Here is a 17,447-nt window from a genome sequence, read left to right on the forward strand (position 1 = left end):
CCGTGCGCGGGAGCGAGACGTCGCCGCGCGCGGGACGATCAGAGGGCCGAGCCGGCCTTCCAGTCGGCCCAGCTGAGGTTCCAGCCGTTGAGGCCGTTGTCCGGCTTGATGGTCTTGTCCTTGGAGTTCTTGACGATGACCACGTCGCCGATGAGCGAGTTGTCGTAGAACCACGCCGCGGGCTGGTTCGGGTCGCCGGCGCCCTTGACGTCGTTCAGGCCCACGCAGCCGTGGCTGGTGTTGACGTTGCCGAAGACGGAGTCGGAGCCCCAGTAGTTGCCGTGGATGAAGGTGCCCGACGTGGACAGCCGCATGGCGTGCGGCACGTCCTTGATGTCGTACTCGCCCTTGCCGTCGTCGTCGGTGAAGCCGACCGTGGCGCCGTTCATCCGGGTCTCCTTGAACTTCTCGGAGATCACCATCTGACCGTTGTAGGTCGGGTTCTCCGGGGAGCCGGCGGAGATCGGGATCGTCTTGATCGTCTTGCCGTTGCGCTGGATCGTCATGGTCTTGGCGTTGACGTCGACGGTCGAGACCTGGTTGCGGCCGATCTTGAACGTGACGGTCTTCTGCTGGACGCCGAAGACGCCGTCGGAGCCCTCGACCCCGTCGAGCTTCAGCTTCAGCGTGACCGTGGAGCCCTCCGCCCAGTACTGGTCGGGGCGGAAGTCCAGGCGCTGGGAGTGGAACCAGTGGCCCACGACCTCCTGGCCGCTGCTCGACGTCACCTCGATGCCGGACTGGACCGCCTTGCGGTTGGTGATCGGCTTGTTGAAGGTGATCGAGACCGGCATGCCGACGCCGACGGTGGAGCCGTCCTCGGGCGTGAAGTTGCCGATGAAGCTGTTGGCCTTGGAGACGGTCGTGAAGGACGCGTTCTCGTGGGCCTCGCGGCCCTCGGCGTCCTTGGCGGTCGCGGCGATCTTGTAGGTGGTCGCGCGCTCCAGCTGCTCCGTGGGCTGCCAGCTCTTGGCGTCGGCGGACATCTCGCCCTTGATGGTCTTGCCCTCGGCGGACGTCATGGTGACCTGGGTGAGGGTGCCGTCGGTGACGGTGACCTTGGCGTCGTTGTTGATGGACGCGTTGATGGCGCCGTTCTTGGGGGAGATCGTTATTCGCGCCTGGGAGGTCTTCTCGGCCGCCGCCTGGTCGACCTGCGCCTGTGACGTCTTGTCGCCGTTGCTGTTGCTGCCGCCGTCGGCGCTCTTGTCGCCGTCGTTGCAGGCCGTCAGCAACAGCACGCCGCTGAGCAGTGCGGACGCGGCCACGAGGCCTCTGCGCCGCTTGCTGTCCGTCATCACACGCTTCTCCATGGTCGCGGATTCCCTGCCAACTGTTTCAACAACACCCATAACACCCCGTCCGGTTCCGTATCTGCGCACGGTGTGGGGAACACCACTGATCGACGCAGCGGAACCGGGGCGCGGTTCCCGGGCATGCGGAGTGACCCCGGTCACGCGCGCGTGCGCGCGAGCGCCCGGGGTCTGAAGGGTGTCACACTCCGGAGCCTCTCCGTTGCCCCGTCCGCCTGCCGGCCGGGGCCCCGGTCCGCTCCTCCCGCCTACTGCACGTCCTCGTCCTCGTCCTCGTCGTCGAGGTCCCAGACCTCCACGTCCGGGTCGTAGTCGGCCTGCTCGCTCGTCCAGGACGCCTGGACGACCTCCACGCCGGCCACTCCGGTCACCAGATCGAAGGGTTCCACGAGGTACGCGAGAGCTTCCGCTTCGTCCTCGTGGGCGGCCGCCTTGGCGTGCGTACGCTCCTCGTCCGGCATGAACGTGTCGTCGTCGATCCGTCGCAGAGCGGCATCGGTCAGCTCGTCCCGGCCGGTCACCTCCAGCACCAGGTCCACCCGAAGCCGTACATACCGTGATGTCTCAGAAGGGCTCATATGACGGAGCGTAAGCCGCTCCCACCCGCGACTTTCCTGCGACCCGCTGAGTTCATTAGCATCGGCACAGTCGCCAATTCTCGGTTCCGCAAGGGGATCTGAATCTGTGTCCGTCGCACGCCGACCACTGCTGACCGCCACCGCCGCCGGGACGCTGCTCTGCGCGCTGTGGTTCGTCCCCTCGGCGAACGCCACCGGTGAGCGGCCCGCGCCCGGGGAGACCGAGCGCCGGACGACGACGGGCGCCGCCTCGGGGGTGTCCGCGCAGACCGGTGAGGGTCAACTGCGGCTGGCCGACACGGGCGGCGTCGACACCACGCCGTACCTGTTCGGGGTGCGGCGTTCCTGGCCGTCGGCGTCGGGCTGGTGACGTACGCGGTACGGCACGGGGCGCACGCGGCTCTCTGAAGCCACGTACGCCCCGGACGGTGCGGCCGCCGTCGAAGGGCGGCCGGGCCGGCTACGCCAGCGGGCCGGTGACCGGCTCGACCGCGGCGAGGACGCCGCCCTCGCGGACGAAGACGTCGGCGGCCTCCAGGTCGGGCGCGAGGAAGCGGTCCGGGCCGGGGCCCTGGACGCCGGCGGCGCGCAGGGCGTCGATGACGGCCCGGGACGCGGGTGCCGGGGTGAGGCCGGCGCGCAGCTCGATCGCGCGGGTCGCGGCGTACAGCTCTATCGCGATGATCCGGTTGAGGTTGCCGACGGCGGTGCGCAGCTTCCGCGCGGCCGACCAGCCCATGGAGACGTGGTCCTCCTGCATGGCGGAGGACGGGATGGAGTCGGCGGACGCCGGGACGGCGAGCCGCTTCATCTCGCTGACCAGCGCCGCCTGCGTGTACTGGGCGATCATCAGGCCGGAGTCCACACCCGCGTCGTCGGCGAGGAACGCCGGCAGGCCGTGGCTGCGGTTCTTGTCGAGGAGCCGGTCCGTGCGGCGCTCGGCGATGGAGCCGAGGTCGGCGGCGGCGATGGCGAGGAAGTCCAGGACGTACGCCACGGGGGCGCCGTGGAAGTTGCCGTTGGACTCCACGCGGCCGTCCGGCAGGACGACCGGGTTGTCGACGGCGGCGGCCAGCTCGCGCTCGGCGACGAGGCGGGCGTGGGCCAGGGTGTCGCGGCCGGCGCCGGCGACCTGCGGGGCGCAGCGCACCGAGTAGGCGTCCTGGACGCGGGGGGCCTCGTCGACCTGGAAGTGGCCGACCAGCCCGGAGCCCTTCAGGACGGCCGCCATGTTGGCGGCGGCGGCGCCCTGGCCGGGGTGCGGGCGGATGGCGTGCAGCTCGGGGGCGAGGACCTTGTCGGTGCCGAGCAGCGCCTCCAGGGAGAGGGCGGCGCTGACGTCGGCCGACTTGTAGAGCTTGTCGAGGTCGTCCAGGGCCATGATCAGCATGCCGAGCATGCCGTCGGTGCCGTTGAGGAGGGCGAGGCCCTCCTTCTCGCGCAGTTCGACGGGGGCGATGCCGTGCTCCGCGAGCAGCTCGCCGGCAGGCCGGACCGTGCCGTCGGGGCCCTCGGCGTCGCCCTCGCCCATCAGGGTGAGCGCGCAGTGCGAGAGCGGCGCGAGGTCGCCGGAGCAGCCGAGGGAGCCGTACTCGTGGACGACCGGGGTGATGCCCGCGTTCAGGATGTCGGCCATGGTGCGCGCGACCTCGGGGCGGACCCCGGTGTGGCCGGACGCGACGGTCTTGAGGCGCAGGAACATCAGGGCGCGCACGACCTCGCGCTCGACGCGCGGGCCCATGCCGGCGGCGTGCGAGCGCACGATGTTGCGCTGGAGCTGCGCGCGCAGGTCATGGCTGATGTGCCGGGTGGCGAGCGCGCCGAACCCGGTCGACACCCCGTACACGGGCTCGGGCTTGGCGGCGAGGGCGTCCACGATCTCCCGGGCGCGGGCGAGGGCGTCGAGCGCGTCCTGCGACAGCTCGATGCGGGCGTTGCCGCGGGCCACGGCGATGACGTCGGCGGCGGTGGTACCGGACGTCCCCACCACGACAGTGTGCATATCCATATTCAGCACCCTACGGACTGAATCCCAACGTGTCACTACCCGTCTGTGTCACAACCCCTGTGATTGCTCGCCCCTTACGGGGCCACCAGCTCACGCCTCAGGCGGCGCGTCCCGGAAGCGCCGCCGGTCCCGCGCGGCCGTCGGCGGGGCGTCCGCCAGCCGTACGACCGCCCCGTCCCGCCCCGCGACCACCGGCTTGGCCGACCGGGCCGCCTTGGCCCGGTACTGCGCCGCGTCCGCGAGCCGGAACAGCCGCCGGGCCGAGCGCACCGGCCCGATCGGGTCGCCCGTCGAGGCGACCCCGCAGGCCACGCCCTCGCCCAGCTCCAGGTCACCGGCCCGTACGCACAGCTCCTCGGCCACCGCGACGACCTCGTCCGCGCCCGGCCCCACGGACACCAGGCAGAACTCGTCCCCGCCCAGCCGTGCCGCCAGCGCCCCGGGCAGCCGCGCCCCGCAGTAGGAGAGCACGGACCCGAACCGCTCCAGCAACCGGTCGCCGACGGCGTGGCCGTGCGTGTCGTTGACGGCCTTCAGGCCGTTGAGGTCGCACACGACCAGGCTGACGACCGACCCGTCCGCCAGGAACCGCTCCACCGCCTCGTCCAGCCGGGTGTCGACGGCCCTGCGGTTGGCGAGGCCGGTCAACGGGTCGGTGAAGGCGAGCTTGCGGACCTCCTCCAGGCGCTCCGTCTGGGCGATGCCGGCCGCGACGACCGAGGCCAGCACGGCCGCGAAGTCCGCGTCGTCCCGGTCGAAGACGGGCGCGCCGACCGGCCGGGCGACGTACAGCTCGCCCCAGGCCCTGCCGTGCAGCACGATCGGCGCGACGACGCAGCAGCCGCGCCCGCGCCGCCGCAGCGCCGCCGCCCTGCCGCCGGGCCGTGACTCCGTCCGGCCACGGGGGACTCCCAGCGGGCAGTGCCCGCGCGGGGCGGGGCCCGGTCCGTCCGCCGTCTCGACCCAGGCGTCGGGCTCGCCGCCGCCCGCCCACCGGTCGTGCAGGAACTCGGTGATCTCGGAGAACTGGTGGACCGGATACGTCTCGGAGTCCGGGAACTCCTCCTCGTCCGGCGCCCGCCGGCCGGCGTTGACCAGCACCTTGAGCCGCCCGCGGTCCCGCTGCCAGGTCGACAGCGCCGCGAACGTACCGCCCAGCGCCTCGCACGCCCCGAGCGCCGCCGCCCGCCAGCACTCGCGCGGAGTGTGCGCCGCGGCCATCGCCTGAGCCAGCGCCACTACGGCCCGCAGCCGGACATCCTCAGCCATTCCCCCAGCTTAGGGATGTTTCCGGACTTTTAACCCGACGGGCCCGTCCGGTTACTCCACGCGACCGCAGACCGGGGATCAGTGGGTGAAGCTCACTCCGCGTCACCCTGGGCGGCGACCGCGCGGCTCACTCCCCCGGCCACTCCGGGCTGCGCTTCTCGTTGAACGCGGCGACGCCCTCCTTGCGGTCACCCGAGAAGGCGACCGTGCGCCAGGCGGCGTCCTCGACCTCGAGGCCCGCCCTCAGGTCCAGCCCGTGCCCCAGGCGCAGCGCGCGCTTGGCGGCCCGCAGGCCGACCGGCGAGTTGCCGGCGATCCGGGCGGCCAGCTCCAGGGCCGCGCCCCGGGCGTCCTCCTCCACCAGCTCGTCGACGAGGCCGAGGCCCGCTGCCTCGGCGGCCGGCACGCGCCGCGCCGTGAACACCAGCTCCGCCGCGCGGGCCGCCCCGACCCGGCGCGGCAGCAGCTGCGTACCGCCGCCGCCCGGGATCACACCGACCGACACCTCGGGCAGGCCGACGACCGCCGTCGCGTCGGCCACGATCAGGTCGCAGGACAGCGCCAGCTCGAAGCCGCCGCCCAGGGCGAAGCCGTGCACGGCCGCGATCGTCGGCATCGGCAGCTCCAGCACGCCCGTGTAGCAGCCGCGCGTGGTGGGCCGCTGGCGCAGCATGTCGGCGTCCGTGAAGGAGTTGCGCTCCTTCAGGTCGGCGCCGACGCAGAAGGCGCGGTCGTTCGACGAGGTGAGGACCGTGACGCGTACGGAGGTGTCGGCGGCGAGCGCGGCGCACGCGGCGGCGATGGAGCGGGCCATCTCCGTGGAGACGGCGTTCATGGCCTTGGGCCGGTCGAGCACCAGCTCGGCGACATGGCCGTGGCGCCGTACGGCGACGAACTCCCCGTAGCGCTCCTCCGCGTGCGCCTCGGACTGCTGCTCCGACATGGCCCCACCCTCCCGGTTAACGACCGTTATCTCGTTACCCGGGGATCTTAGGCTCCCGTCGCGACAGCAGCCAGGGTTCGATGACACCGAGCCCCCGGACGGGGCGCTGCCACATCGGCTGGAGCGCGAAGCGGTACTTCGACAAGGCCGCCGCGGTCTCGCCGTCCTTCTCGGCGCGGGCCGCCTCCTCGGCCGCCTGCGCCTCCGACACCGGCGCCTCGCCCGTACGGGACAGCTCCTCGGCCAGGGCGCCGTCGACGAGCACCGCGTCCTTCGGCGCTATCGAGGTGAGCCGGCTCGCCAGGTTCACCGTCGTACCGAACACATCGCCCATGCGGGTGGTGACCGTGCCGAAGGCGATGCCCACGCGCAGGGCCGGCATCGTCTCGTCGTTCTTCAGCGTCTCGATCAGGCGCAGCGAGATCTCGGCGGCCGTGCCCGCGTCGTCGGCGGCGAACAGCACCTCGTCGCCCAGCGTCTTGATGAGCCGCCCGCCGTGCGCCGCGACGAGGTCGGCGCAGGTCGTCTCGAACGCCTCGACCAGCTCGCCCAGCTCCTCCTCCTCCAGGCGGCGGGTCAGGCGGGTGAAGCCCACCAGGTCGGCGAAGCCCACGGCGAGGCGCCGGTCGACCATCTCGTCGTCGTCGCCGGCCTGTACGACCCGGCCCGTCGCGGCGGCGAGCTGGCGCCGCCACACGTACACCAGGAACTCCTGCAGCTCCGGCAGCAACAGCTCCACCAGGGGATACGTGACCTCGGTGCGGGTCATGCCGGGCTCGGGCGGCTCGGTCAGGCCCTCCAGGAACGAATCGATCTGCCACTCGGCGAGCCGGGCCGTGGTCTGCCCCGTCGACCGGGCCACCTGCACGGCCATCGGCTCGCTGAGCAGCCCGGCCTCCACCAGACCGGCCAGCCGCCGCAGCGCCAGCACGTCCGCCTCGGTCAGCGCCTTGGCCTGGCCGATGTCGGCGAAGCCCATGGCGCGCCAGAAGCGGGAGGCCAGGTCCATGGAGACGCCGGCGGTGCGGGCCGCCTGGAAGGGGGTGTAGCGCCGCTCGGCGCCGAGGATCAGCTGCTCCAGGCGGATGGCGAGGGGGTTGTCGGTCGGCTCAGCCGTGTGGTCGACGACATGGTGGGGGTGAGGATGCTCGGACCCGCCCGCGTTGCTGTCGTCGACGGTCACCGGCCGCCTCCTGCCCGTTCCCTGCGCACTGCCCTGCCGTTCTGTCGCCGGAGCGCCGGGAGTCGATCGCCCCGGCGAGCCGCCTCAACGATACGGCAGGTGTGCCCTGGCTCACGTCCCCGCGAGCCAGCGCGTTCAGTCCGCCGGGCGCAGATGGACGATGTCACCCGCCCCCACGGGCTCCCGCCGGCCGTCCGCCGTGGCGACGACCAGCCGCCCGTGGCCGTCGATCGCCACCGCCTCGCCGGTGAGGGTCCGGTCGCCGGGCAGCTCGGCGCGCACGGCGCGGCCCAGCGTGGCGCAGCCCGCCGCGTACGCCGCCTGGAGCCCGGACGCCACCGGGTCGCCGCCGGCCGCGGTCCACTTGCCGTACCACTCCTCCAGGGACCGCAGGACCGCCCGCAGCAGCGGGTCGCGGTCGGTGCAGACGGCGTCGGCGAGGGCGAGCGACCCGGCGGTCGGCACGGGCAGCTCGTCGGCGCGCAGGGTGACGTTCAGCCCGGTCCCGACGACGATGCCGTGTTCACCGGCGCGCTCGGCGAGGATGCCGCCGGCCTTGCGCTCCTCCTTGTCCTCTCCCCTGCCGACGGTCACGAGCAGGTCGTTGGGCCACTTCAGGGCCATGTCCGTGCCGGCGGCACGGGCCAGCGCGGTCGCGGTGGCCACACCGGTCAGCAGGGGCAGCCAGGCCAGCCGCTCGGCGGGCACGTCCGGCTTGAGCAGTACGGAGAAGAAGAGGCCCGAGCGGGCGGGCGCCGACCAGGTGCGGTCCAGCCGCCCGCGGCCCGCGGTCTGCTCCTCGGCGACGAGGACCGCGCCCTCGGGGAGATCGGCGGCCCGGGCGGCCAGGTCGGAGTTGGTGGAGCCGGTCGCCGTCACGATGTCGAGGGAGGTCCACAGGGAGCCGGGCCGGACGAGCGCCCGGCGCAGGGCGATGGCGTTGAGCGGGGGCCTCTCGAGGTCGCTCCAGCGGCTGGCGGGACCTGTTCCTGGACCAAGTGAGGGCGTCATGCAACCCAGCCTAGGTGTGGCAAACACCGCACTGCCGAACGGCATCCCCGCCGATACGCTACGGGCCAGTAGCCACCGAACCCGTGACCACCCGTGACCAGGCAGGGAGCCGCATCCCGATGTCCGAGCGTCAAGAGATCGACATTCACACGACCGCGGGCAAGCTCGCGGATCTGCAGCGCCGTATCGAGGAGGCGACGCATGCGGGCTCCGAACGTGCGGTCGAGAAGCAGCACGCCAAAGGCAAGTTGACGGCCCGGGAGCGCATCGCCCTGTTGCTGGACGAGGGTTCCTTCGTCGAGCTGGACGAGTTCGCCCGGCACCGCTCGACCAACTTCGGCCTGGAGAAGAACCGCCCGTACGGGGACGGCGTCGTCACGGGCTACGGCACGGTCGACGGCCGCCCGGTCGCCGTGTTCTCGCAGGACTTCACGGTCTTCGGCGGCGCGCTCGGCGAGACCTTCGGCCAGAAGATCATCAAGGTGATGGACTTCGCGCTGAAGACCGGCTGCCCGGTCATCGGCATCAACGACTCCGGCGGCGCCCGCATCCAGGAGGGCGTGAGCGCGCTCGGCATGTACGGCGAGATCTTCCGCCGCAACACCCATGCCTCCGGCGTGATCCCGCAGATCAGCCTGGTCGTCGGCCCCTGCGCCGGCGGTGCCGTGTACTCCCCCGCCATCACCGACTTCACGGTCATGGTCGACCAGACGTCGCACATGTTCATCACCGGCCCCGACGTCATCAAGACGGTGACCGGCGAGGACGTCGGCTTCGAGGAGCTGGGCGGCGCCCGCACGCACAACACCACGTCGGGCGTGGCGCACCACATGTCGGGCGACGAGAAGGACGCGATCGACTACGTCAAGTCCCTGCTGTCGTACCTGCCGTCGAACAACCTCTCCGAGCCGCCGGCCTTCCCCGAGGAGGCCGACCCGGAGGTCACCGACGAGGACCGCGAGCTGGACGTCATCGTCCCGGACTCGGCGAACCAGCCGTACGACATGCACACGGTCATCGAGCACGTCCTGGACGACGGCGAGTTCCTGGAGACGCAGGCGCTGTTCGCGCCGAACATCGTCACCGGCTTCGGGCGCGTCGAGGGCTACCCGGTGGGCGTGGTCGCGAACCAGCCGATGCAGTTCGCGGGCTGCCTCGACATCAACGCCTCCGAGAAGGCGGCCCGCTTCGTCCGCACCTGCGACGCCTTCAACATCCCGGTCCTCACCTTCGTCGACGTGCCCGGCTTCCTGCCCGGCGTCGACCAGGAGTACGGCGGCATCATCCGCCGCGGCGCCAAGCTGATCTACGCGTACGCGGAGGCGACCGTCCCGCTGATCACCGTGATCACCCGCAAGGCCTTCGGCGGCGCGTACGACGTCATGGGCTCCAAGCACCTGGGCGCCGACCTGAACCTGGCCTGGCCGACGGCGCAGATCGCGGTCATGGGTGCCCAGGGCGCGGTGAACATCCTGCACCGCCGCGCCATCGCGGCGGCACCGGAGGAGGAGCAGGAGGCGCTGCGCGCCCGCCTGATCCAGGAGTACGAGGACACCCTGCTCAACCCCTACACGGCGGCCGAGCGCGGCTACATCGACGGCGTCATCATGCCCTCGGAGACGAGGACGCAGATCGTGAAGGGCCTGCGTCAGCTGCGCACGAAGCGGGAAAACCTGCCTCCGAAGAAGCACGGCAACATCCCCCTCTAAGGAGCCCCATGATCAAGGTCGTACGGGGCAACCCGACACCGGAGGAGCTGGCCGCCGCACTGGCGGTGGTCCGCGCGCGCGCCGCGGCCACGGCGGCAGCCGGCACCGGCGGCGCGCCCCTGCCCCCGGAGAGCTGGTCCGACCCCTCCCGGATAGCGCGCAGCACCCGCCCCCGTCCGGGCCCGCGGTCCTGGGCGCGGACGTACTGGCCGCTGTAGCGGCGGTGCACGCCGGTTCCGTCGTGGCCCGACGGAACCGGCGGGTCCACCCGTCCCGGAACGGATGAGTACGCATACTCAGGCGCCGGGCGGGCCGGGCCCGCAGGATCGAAGGCATGCTGTGGTCCGACCCCGAGAACGAGCCGCCGCCGGAGATGCGTGCCATGGAGGCCATGCTGCGCCGGGCGGGCATCCTGCTCGCCGTGGCCATGGTGGTCGCCATGTTCGTCGCCGGGCTGCGCTGAGGGGCTGCGCCGACCGGGCGGGGGCCCCGGCCTTCCGTACGATGGCGCCATGACTGCTCAGCGCCGTGTCGTTCTCGCCTCCGCGTCCCCCGCCCGCCTCGGACTGCTGCGCCAGGCGGGGCTCGCCCCCGAAGTCGTCGTCAGCGGCTTCGACGAGAGCAAGATCACCGCCCCGACCCCGGCCGAACTCGCCCTCGCCCTCGCCGAGGCCAAGGCGTCGCTGGTCGCCGCCCGCCCCGAGGTGTCCGGCGCCCTCGTCATCGGCTGCGACTCGGTGCTGGAACTGGACGGTCACGCCCTGGGCAAGCCCGCGGACGCCGAGGAGGCCATCGCCCGCTGGAAGTCCATGCGCGGCCGCGTCGGCGTCCTCCAGACGGGCCACTGCGTGTACGACACGGCCGCCAAGCGCTACGCCTCCGCGACCGCGTCCACCCTGGTCCGCTTCGGCGACCCGACGGACGAGGAGATCGCCGCGTACGTCGCCAGCGGCGAACCCCTGAACGTGGCGGGCGCGTTCACACTCGACGGCCGCTCGGCGCCCTTCATCGACGGCATCGACGGCGACCCGGGCAACGTCATCGGCCTCTCCCTGCCGCTGCTGCGCCGCCTGCTGGGCCAACTGGGCGTGTCGGTCACGGACTTGTGGGCGTAGGGCGCCTTCCGTACGGGATCCCGGCCCTCACACGGGCCGGGGTTCGCCGGCGGGCCCCTCGGCCGTCTCCGCGGCCTCCCCGGCCGGCTCGTGGCGCTCCGGGCCGTACATGATCAGCGACAGCACCACCAGGCCCAGCACCACCATCAGCACCGCGAAGGCCGTCCACCCCACCAGGCCCACGACGACCGCGCCCAGCACCCCGTGGGTGATCGCGCAGGAGACCAGCAGGATCCGCAGCCAGCGGCCGGGCGCCCGGTCGCGGAGGCCGACCACGGCCAGGGCGGCGCCGCACAGGGCGAGGTAGGCGCCGGAGACGCCGCCCAGCACCCAGGTGCCCGTGATCATCATCTCCGGGTCGAGACCCGCGAGGGACATGTGCTGGCCCTCCAGGACCGCCGCCAGCACGCTGTGCAGCAGGACGATCCCCACCGCCTCGGCGAACAGCACGACCGCCGTCGTGAGAGCTATCGGTCTGCGGGCCGCCATGGGTCCCCCCTGTTACCAGCAGTACGGACAGCGCGCAGGCTACTCACCGGTAAACCAGGGGGCAAGAGCTACGACACGCCCGGCGACGGGACGGCAAAGAATCATTCGTCCATTCGTAGGGACTCCACAAAGAAACAGGACGCCCGGCTGGACGCCCGGACAGAGACCTTGACCACACCCCGGGGTTACTGTGCAGTGAAGACGCCCTGCGTACCGGGGCAGGACAAGGGGTTCAGCGGTCCGGCCGAGGGACGTATCACGCTCCGTGTGGGCAACCTCACGACCGGGAACGGGTCGAAACGTCGTGTCGGCTGTCCCTAAACTCAGCGTGTTTTGGGAAGTCTTCGGCTCCGGCCGGGGTCGGGCCCGCGGCACAGCCGCATATCGGGGGCAGCGCCTCCGGGGAACTAGAGCAAGGAGGGAGCCATCGTGCACAAGGTGCTCATCGCCAACCGTGGCGAAATCGCTGTCCGTGTCGCCCGTGCCTGCCGGGACGCCGGGATCGCGAGCGTAGCCGTCTACGCCGATCCGGACCGGGATGCCCTGCACGTCCGTGCGGCGGACGAGGCGTTCGCCCTGGGCGGTGACACCCCGGCCACCAGTTACCTGGACATGGCCAAGGTCCTCCAGGCCGCCAAGGACTCGGGCGCGGACGCGGTCCACCCCGGTTACGGATTCCTGTCGGAGAACGCCGAGTTCGCGCAGGCCGTCCTGGACGCCGGGCTGATCTGGATCGGCCCGCCCCCGCAGGCCATCCGCGACCTGGGTGACAAGGTCGCCGCCCGTCACATCGCCCAGCGCGCCGGCGCGCCCCTCGTCGCGGGCACGCCCGACCCGGTCTCCGGTGCGGACGAGGTCGTCGCCTTCGCCCGTGAGAACGGTCTGCCGATCGCGATCAAGGCCGCTTTCGGTGGTGGCGGGCGTGGCCTGAAGGTGGCCCGCACGCTGGAAGAGGTTCCCGAGCTGTACGACTCGGCGGTGCGTGAGGCCGTCGCGGCCTTCGGCCGCGGTGAGTGTTTCGTGGAGCGCTACCTGGACAAGCCGCGCCACGTCGAGACCCAGTGCCTGGCCGACCAGCACGGCAACGTCGTGGTGGTCTCCACCCGCGACTGTTCCCTGCAGCGCCGCCACCAGAAGCTGGTGGAGGAGGCGCCCGCGCCGTTCCTGAGCGCCGAGCAGAACGCCGAGCTGTACCGGGCCTCCAAGGCGATCTTGAAGGAGGCCGGCTACGTCGGTGCCGGCACGGTGGAGTTCTTGGTCGGTGCGGACGGCACGATTTCCTTCCTGGAGGTCAACACCCGCCTCCAGGTCGAACACCCCGTGACCGAAGAGGTCACCGGCATCGACCTGGTGCGGGAGATGTTCCGGATCGCCGATGGCGAGGAACTCGGCTACGACGACCCGCCGGTGCGCGGCCACTCCTTCGAGTTCCGCATCAACGGCGAGGACCCGGGCCGCAACTTCCTGCCCGCGCCGGGCACCGTGACCACGTTCACCCCGCCCACCGGCCCCGGCGTCCGCCTGGACGCCGGTGTCGAGTCCGGCAGCGTCATCGGCCCCGCCTGGGACTCCCTGCTCGCCAAGCTCGTCATCACCGGCGCCACCCGCCAGCAGGCCCTGGAGCGTGCGCGGCGTGCGCTCGCGGAGTTCCACGTCGAGGGCATGGCCACCGCCATCCCCTTCCACCGCGCCGCCGTCGCCGACCCCGCCTTCGCCCCCGCCGAGGGCCCCTTCACGGTCCACACCCGGTGGATCGAGACGGAGTTCGTTAACGAGATCGCCCCGTTCGCCGCGCCGGCCGAGGCCGAGGCGGAGGACGAGCCGGGCCGCGAGACCGTCGTGGTCGAGGTCGGCGGCAAGCGCCTGGAGGTCTCCCTGCCCTCCTCGCTCGGCATGAGCCTGGCCCGCACCGGCCTGGCCGCCGGCGCCAAGCCCAAGCGCCGCGCCGCCCGCAAGTCCGCCTCCACCGTCTCCGGCGACACCCTCGCCTCCCCCATGCAGGGCACCATCGTCAAGGTCGCCGTCGAGGAAGGCCAGGAAGTCCAGGAAGGCGACCTCGTCGTCGTCCTGGAAGCCATGAAGATGGAACAGCCCCTCAACGCCCACAAGGCCGGCACCATCAAGGGCCTCACCGCCGAGGTCGGCGCCTCCATCACCTCCGGCGCCGCCATCTGCGAAATCAAGGACTGACGTCCTCCGTCCCCGGACGACATGGGTGAGGGGCCTGCCGCTCTCGGGCGCGGGCCCCTCACCCATGTGCACGATGGCATGCTGGAGGTACGAGGGAGGACCGCGCGATGACAACGACCAGGCCCATGCGCGCCGACGCCCGCCGGAACCACGAGCGGCTGCTGCGCGTGGCGCGCGCCGCGTTCGCGGAGCACGGTACGGACGCGGCGCTGGAGGACATCGCGCGCCGCGCCGGTGTGGGGATCGGGACGCTGTACCGGCACTTCCCGAACCGTCATGCCCTGATGAACGCGGTCTTCCAGGACGCCCTGACGGCGCTGCTCCAGCGCTCGCACGAGTTGGCGCACGCGGACGAGCCCTGCACGGCGCTCGTGGAGTGGCTGCGCGCCATCGTCACGCACGCGGGCGAGTACCGGGGGCTGGCGAGGGCGCTGATGTCGGCGTCGTACGACCCGAGTTCGGCTCTCTCGCAGTGCAGCGTGCCGCTCCGGGCGGCGGGCGAGCGGCTGCTGACCCGGGCGCAGGACGCGGGTGTCGTACGGCGGGACGTGTCGATCGGCGACCTCATGCAGCTGACGAACGCGATCGCCCTGGCGGCCGAGCAGGACCCCTCGGACCCCGAACTGGCGGACCGCCTCCTGACCCTGACCTTGCGCGGCCTGAAGCCTTGAGACGCTGCGGAGCCGCGGCCCCGACTCTCGTCGCTGAGGCGCAGCCGCGCTGAGGCACCGCGGCCCGAGCGCTACCCGCACGATGGCCGACGTCCGGCCTGGCTCACGCTGTCGGGCACTGAGGGAGCGGGCTCCGGCTGCCCCGCCGGCGACCCGGCCCGGACGGGTCCGGAACGCCCCGCGATCAGCGGTCGTCGTCCTCGCGGGCCTCCGGCCCGGTCCTCAGCGGCGGCGGAGGTCCGCGACGCGGGCCGAGCGCTCCGGTGCCGTGGCCTCCGCGGCCAGCGACGAGGCGGTGGCGCTGCGCAGCTGCGGGCCCGGGTGGCGGCCGCCGCGCTGGCCGGGGAGGGGGACGTCCCGGCGGTGCTGCCGGCCCGCGGGCGGGGCCTCGGCGGCGCCGGATCCGGCGACGGTGATCTGGACGCCCTGGTCGGCGAGGGCCTGGAGCTCCATCGCGGCCCGGTCGTCGTGCGGGGGCGGCTCGTCGGTGACCAGCCGGGTGATCACGTCCGTGGGGACGGTCTGGAACATCGTGTCCGTGCCGAGCTTGGTGTGGTCGGCGAGGACCACGACCTCCGCCGCGGCCTGGACCAGCGCGCGGTCGACGCTCGCGGACAGCATGTTGGACGTGGACAGGCCGCGCTCCGCGGTCAGGCCCGCCCCGGAGAGGAAGGCCCGGGACACTCTCAGCCCCTGGAGGGACTGCTCGGCCCCGCTGCCGACCAGCGCGTAGTTGGAGCCGCGCAGGGTGCCGCCGGTCATGACGACCTCGACGCGGTTGGCGTGTGCCAGGGCCTGGGCGACCAGCAGCGAGTTGGTGACCACGGTCAGTCCCGGGACCCGGGCGAGCCGGCGGGCCAGCTCCTGGGTGGTCGTCCCGGCGCCGACGACGATGGCCTCGCCCTCTTCGACGAGGCCCGCGGCCACATCGGCGATGGCCGTCTTCTCCGCGGTCGCGAGATGGGATTTCTGCGGGAAGCCGGACTCTCGCGTGAATCCGCCCGGCAAGACCGCACCGCCGTGCCGGCGGTCGAGTAGTCCTTCGGCCTCCAGTGCCCGCACGTCCCGCCGTACGGTCACTTCGGAGGTCTGGACGACACGGGCGAGCTCCCGGAGCGACACCGCTCCATTGGCCCGCACCATTTCAAGGATCAACTGGCGACGTTCTGCAGCGAACACGAAACTGACAGTAACCCCAGCGGCCGAGAGTTTGCAGCCGTATGCACCGAATCCGAGAAGTTGCGAACAGACGGGGTCGCCAAGTGGTATGGGCTACCCCGTCCGTGAACGCACTCCGACCGATCGATGTCCCGACTTGCCGGGGGTTGCCGGGGGTTGTCCCCCGGCCAAGGCTGCCGGATGACCGGTTTGGCGACCTTACGCCACCGTTTGCCCGTGGCGGGCTCCCGCTCAGCCCTCGTCGGCCGTCTTCCGGGTGTGCAACTGTCGTGCCACCTCGGCGATCGAGCCCGACAGCGACGGGTACACGGTGAAGGCATTCGCGATCTGTTCGACCGTCAGATTGTTGTCGACCGCGATCGAGATCGGGTGGATCAGCTCGCTGGCCTTGGGCGCGACGACACAGCCGCCGACCACGATCCCCGTGCCCGGACGGCAGAAGATCTTGACGAAGCCGTCCCTGATGCCCTGCATCTTGGCGCGCGGGTTGCGCAGCAGCGGCAGCTTGACGACCCGGGCGTCGATCTTGCCCGCGTCGACGTCCGCCTGCGTGTAACCGACCGTAGCGATCTCGGGGTCCGTGAAGACGTTCGAGGAGACCGTCTTGAGGCTGAGCGGGGCCACCGTCTCGCCGAGGAAGTGGTACATGGCGATACGTCCCTGCATGGCCGCCACGGAGGCCAGGGCGAACACGCCGGTGACATCGCCGGCCGCGTACACACCGGGGGCGGAGGTGCGGGAGACCTTGTCGGTCCAGATGTGGCCCGAGTCCTTGAGGCGGACGCCCGCCTCCTCCAGGCCCATTCCGGCCGTGTTGGGGATGGCGCCGACCGCCATCAGGCAGTGCGTACCGGAGATGACCCGGCCGTCGGCGAGGGTGACCTCGACGCGGTCGCCCACCCGTTTGGCCGACTGGGCGCGCGAGCGTGCCATCACGTTCATGCCGCGGCGCCGGAACACGTCCTCCAGGACGGCCGCCGCGTCCGGGTCCTCGCCGGGCAGCACGCGGTCGCGGGACGAGACGAGCGTGACGCGCGAGCCGAGCGCCTGGTAGGCGCCGGCGAACTCGGCGCCGGTCACGCCGGAGCCGACCACGATCAGCTCTTCGGGCAGCTCCTCCAGGTCGTAGACCTGGGTCCAGTTGAGGATGCGCTCGCCGTCGGGCTGGGCGTCCGGGATCTCGCGCGGGTGCCCGCCGGTCGCGACGAGCACGGCGTCGGCGGTCAGGGTCTCCTCGGTGCCGTCGGCCGCGGTGACGATCACGCGGCGCGAGCCGTCCAGGGCCTGCCGCCCGTCGAGCCGGCCGCGGCCGCGCATGACGCGGGCACCGGCGCGGGTGACGGAGGCGGTGATGTCGTGGGACTGGGCCAGCGCGAGGCGCTTCACCCGTCGGTTGACCTTGCCGAGGTCGACGCCGACGACGCGGGCGGCCTGCTCCACGTGCGGGGTGTCGTCCGCGACGATGATGCCCAGCTCCTCGTACGAGGAGTCGAAGGTCGTCATGACCTCGGCCGTCGCGATGAGGGTCTTCGAAGGGACGCAGTCCGTCAGGACGGACGCTCCGCCGAGGCCGTCGCAGTCCACGACGGTCACCTCCGCGCCGAGCTGGGCGCCCACCAGGGCCGCCTCGTATCCGCCGGGTCCGCCACCGATGATCACGATCCGGGTCACTGGGGTTACGCCTCGCGCTCTCGTCACGGCAACCCGCGGACCGTGGTGGGCCCGGGGTCGGGGATTGTCCTCGATGGATGGGAGTACGTACTTCATTGTCCCGCACGGCCGGGCGAGG

At 72.1% G+C, this 17,447-nt stretch carries 16 protein-coding genes and 1 pseudogene; 7 read left to right on the plus strand and 10 right to left on the minus strand.

Features of this window, described 5'->3' with window-relative positions:
• Window positions 1-38: 38 nt before the first annotated feature.
• Both ABEB09_RS11395 and ABEB09_RS11400 read right to left on the minus strand, forming a co-directional pair.
• On the minus strand, window positions 39-1,313 hold the full coding sequence (locus tag ABEB09_RS11395; protein ID WP_345689720.1) for a L,D-transpeptidase: 1,275 nt from the start codon (window positions 1,311-1,313) through the stop codon (window positions 39-41).
• A gap of 248 nt (window positions 1,314-1,561) precedes the next feature.
• Entirely contained in the window at window positions 1,562-1,891 is a 330-nt protein-coding gene (locus ABEB09_RS11400; protein WP_345689722.1) for a hypothetical protein, read from the minus strand.
• 106 nt (window positions 1,892-1,997) lie between these two features.
• Between ABEB09_RS11400 and ABEB09_RS11405 the strand changes: the two are divergent.
• Window positions 1,998-2,299: pseudogene (locus tag ABEB09_RS11405) on the plus strand (hypothetical protein).
• Window positions 2,300-2,351: 52 nt separating this feature from the next.
• Here ABEB09_RS11405 and hutH read toward each other — a convergent pair.
• The 5 genes from hutH to ABEB09_RS11430 all read right to left on the minus strand — a co-directional run bounded on the left by hutH (window position 2,352) and on the right by ABEB09_RS11430 (window position 8,305).
• A complete protein-coding gene (gene hutH, locus ABEB09_RS11410) occupies window positions 2,352-3,893 on the minus strand; it encodes a histidine ammonia-lyase (RefSeq protein ID WP_345693912.1) in 1,542 nt (513 codons plus the stop codon).
• 96 nt (window positions 3,894-3,989) lie between these two features.
• Window positions 3,990-5,168 (minus strand): GGDEF domain-containing protein, encoded by a 1,179-nt coding sequence (locus ABEB09_RS11415; protein WP_345689726.1) that lies wholly within the window; start codon window positions 5,166-5,168, stop codon window positions 3,990-3,992.
• A gap of 127 nt (window positions 5,169-5,295) precedes the next feature.
• Window positions 5,296-6,111, minus strand: coding sequence for an enoyl-CoA hydratase/isomerase family protein (locus ABEB09_RS11420; RefSeq protein WP_345689728.1), 816 nt, complete (start codon window positions 6,109-6,111; stop codon window positions 5,296-5,298).
• A gap of 34 nt (window positions 6,112-6,145) precedes the next feature.
• Window positions 6,146-7,294, minus strand: coding sequence for an adenylate/guanylate cyclase domain-containing protein (locus ABEB09_RS11425; RefSeq protein ID WP_345689730.1), 1,149 nt, complete (start codon window positions 7,292-7,294; stop codon window positions 6,146-6,148).
• Between the two features lie 135 nt (window positions 7,295-7,429).
• Window positions 7,430-8,305, minus strand: a complete 876-nt coding sequence (locus ABEB09_RS11430) for a biotin--[acetyl-CoA-carboxylase] ligase (protein ID WP_345689732.1) — start codon at window positions 8,303-8,305, stop codon at window positions 7,430-7,432.
• Window positions 8,306-8,424: 119 nt separating this feature from the next.
• Between ABEB09_RS11430 and ABEB09_RS11435 the strand changes: the two genes are divergently transcribed.
• The 4 genes from ABEB09_RS11435 (at window position 8,425) to ABEB09_RS11450 (ending at window position 11,129) form a co-directional block, all read left to right on the plus strand.
• Window positions 8,425-10,014 carry an acyl-CoA carboxylase subunit beta gene (locus ABEB09_RS11435; RefSeq protein WP_345689734.1) on the plus strand — a complete coding sequence of 530 codons (1,590 nt, stop codon included), beginning with the start codon at window positions 8,425-8,427 and terminating at the stop codon, window positions 10,012-10,014.
• Between the two features lie 8 nt (window positions 10,015-10,022).
• Window positions 10,023-10,232, plus strand: a complete 210-nt coding sequence (locus ABEB09_RS11440) for an acyl-CoA carboxylase epsilon subunit (protein ID WP_345689736.1) — start codon at window positions 10,023-10,025, stop codon at window positions 10,230-10,232.
• 116 nt (window positions 10,233-10,348) lie between these two features.
• Complete coding sequence (gene mmpB, locus ABEB09_RS11445; protein WP_345689738.1) at window positions 10,349-10,477, plus strand: morphogenic membrane protein MmpB; 129 nt, start codon at window positions 10,349-10,351, stop codon at window positions 10,475-10,477.
• A 49-nt stretch (window positions 10,478-10,526) separates the two neighbouring features.
• Complete coding sequence (locus tag ABEB09_RS11450; RefSeq protein ID WP_345689740.1) at window positions 10,527-11,129, plus strand: Maf family protein; 603 nt, start codon at window positions 10,527-10,529, stop codon at window positions 11,127-11,129.
• A gap of 27 nt (window positions 11,130-11,156) precedes the next feature.
• Here ABEB09_RS11450 and ABEB09_RS11455 read toward each other — a convergent pair whose 3' ends face one another.
• The gene (locus tag ABEB09_RS11455) at window positions 11,157-11,618 is read right to left on the minus strand and encodes a hypothetical protein (RefSeq protein ID WP_345689742.1); all 462 of its coding nucleotides are present in this window, start codon (window positions 11,616-11,618) and stop codon (window positions 11,157-11,159) included.
• A gap of 429 nt (window positions 11,619-12,047) precedes the next feature.
• On the opposite strand from ABEB09_RS11455, the gene ABEB09_RS11460 reads away from it, so the two are divergent.
• Together ABEB09_RS11460 and ABEB09_RS11465 are read left to right on the plus strand one after the other, a co-directional pair.
• Window positions 12,048-13,808: an acetyl/propionyl/methylcrotonyl-CoA carboxylase subunit alpha gene (locus ABEB09_RS11460; protein ID WP_345689744.1), complete on the plus strand. Its 1,761-nt coding sequence runs from the start codon at window positions 12,048-12,050 to the stop codon at window positions 13,806-13,808.
• Between the two features lie 107 nt (window positions 13,809-13,915).
• Complete coding sequence (locus tag ABEB09_RS11465) at window positions 13,916-14,479, plus strand: TetR/AcrR family transcriptional regulator (RefSeq protein ID WP_345689746.1); 564 nt, start codon at window positions 13,916-13,918, stop codon at window positions 14,477-14,479.
• 222 nt (window positions 14,480-14,701) lie between these two features.
• Here the strand turns inward: ABEB09_RS11465 and ABEB09_RS11470 are convergent, their stop codons facing one another.
• A complete protein-coding gene (locus ABEB09_RS11470) occupies window positions 14,702-15,622 on the minus strand; it encodes a DeoR/GlpR family DNA-binding transcription regulator (RefSeq protein ID WP_446697148.1) in 921 nt (306 codons plus the stop codon).
• Between the two features lie 267 nt (window positions 15,623-15,889).
• Window positions 15,890-17,425, minus strand: coding sequence for an NAD(P)H-quinone dehydrogenase (locus ABEB09_RS11475; RefSeq protein WP_345689750.1), 1,536 nt, complete (start codon window positions 17,423-17,425; stop codon window positions 15,890-15,892).
• Between the last annotated feature and the right edge of the window lie 22 nt (window positions 17,426-17,447).

This window comes from Streptomyces coeruleoprunus, assembly GCF_039542925.1.
GTDB lineage: Bacteria > Actinomycetota > Actinomycetes > Streptomycetales > Streptomycetaceae > Streptomyces > Streptomyces coeruleoprunus.

Bases quoted from the DNA above. Each gene is read 5' to 3' on its own strand.
- ABEB09_RS11420 (WP_345689728.1), bottom strand. From the start codon at position 6,111: ATGTCGGAGCAGCAGTCCGAGGCGCACGCGGAGGAGCGCTACGGGGAG.
- ABEB09_RS11400 (WP_345689722.1), bottom strand. From the start codon at position 1,891: ATGAGCCCTTCTGAGACATCACGGTATGTACGGCTTCGGGTGGACCTG.
- ABEB09_RS11450 (WP_345689740.1), top strand. From the start codon at position 10,527: ATGACTGCTCAGCGCCGTGTCGTTCTCGCCTCCGCGTCCCCCGCCCGC.
- mmpB (WP_345689738.1), top strand. From the start codon at position 10,349: ATGCTGTGGTCCGACCCCGAGAACGAGCCGCCGCCGGAGATGCGTGCC.
- ABEB09_RS11455 (WP_345689742.1), bottom strand. From the start codon at position 11,618: ATGGCGGCCCGCAGACCGATAGCTCTCACGACGGCGGTCGTGCTGTTC.
- ABEB09_RS11465 (WP_345689746.1), top strand. From the start codon at position 13,916: ATGACAACGACCAGGCCCATGCGCGCCGACGCCCGCCGGAACCACGAG.
- ABEB09_RS11395 (WP_345689720.1), bottom strand. From the start codon at position 1,313: ATGGAGAAGCGTGTGATGACGGACAGCAAGCGGCGCAGAGGCCTCGTG.
- ABEB09_RS11475 (WP_345689750.1), bottom strand. From the start codon at position 17,425: ATGAAGTACGTACTCCCATCCATCGAGGACAATCCCCGACCCCGGGCC.
- hutH (WP_345693912.1), bottom strand. From the start codon at position 3,893: ATGCACACTGTCGTGGTGGGGACGTCCGGTACCACCGCCGCCGACGTC.
- ABEB09_RS11435 (WP_345689734.1), top strand. From the start codon at position 8,425: ATGTCCGAGCGTCAAGAGATCGACATTCACACGACCGCGGGCAAGCTC.
- ABEB09_RS11470 (WP_446697148.1), bottom strand. From the start codon at position 15,622: ATGGTGCGGGCCAATGGAGCGGTGTCGCTCCGGGAGCTCGCCCGTGTC.
- ABEB09_RS11430 (WP_345689732.1), bottom strand. From the start codon at position 8,305: ATGACGCCCTCACTTGGTCCAGGAACAGGTCCCGCCAGCCGCTGGAGC.
- ABEB09_RS11415 (WP_345689726.1), bottom strand. From the start codon at position 5,168: ATGGCTGAGGATGTCCGGCTGCGGGCCGTAGTGGCGCTGGCTCAGGCG.
- ABEB09_RS11440 (WP_345689736.1), top strand. From the start codon at position 10,023: ATGATCAAGGTCGTACGGGGCAACCCGACACCGGAGGAGCTGGCCGCC.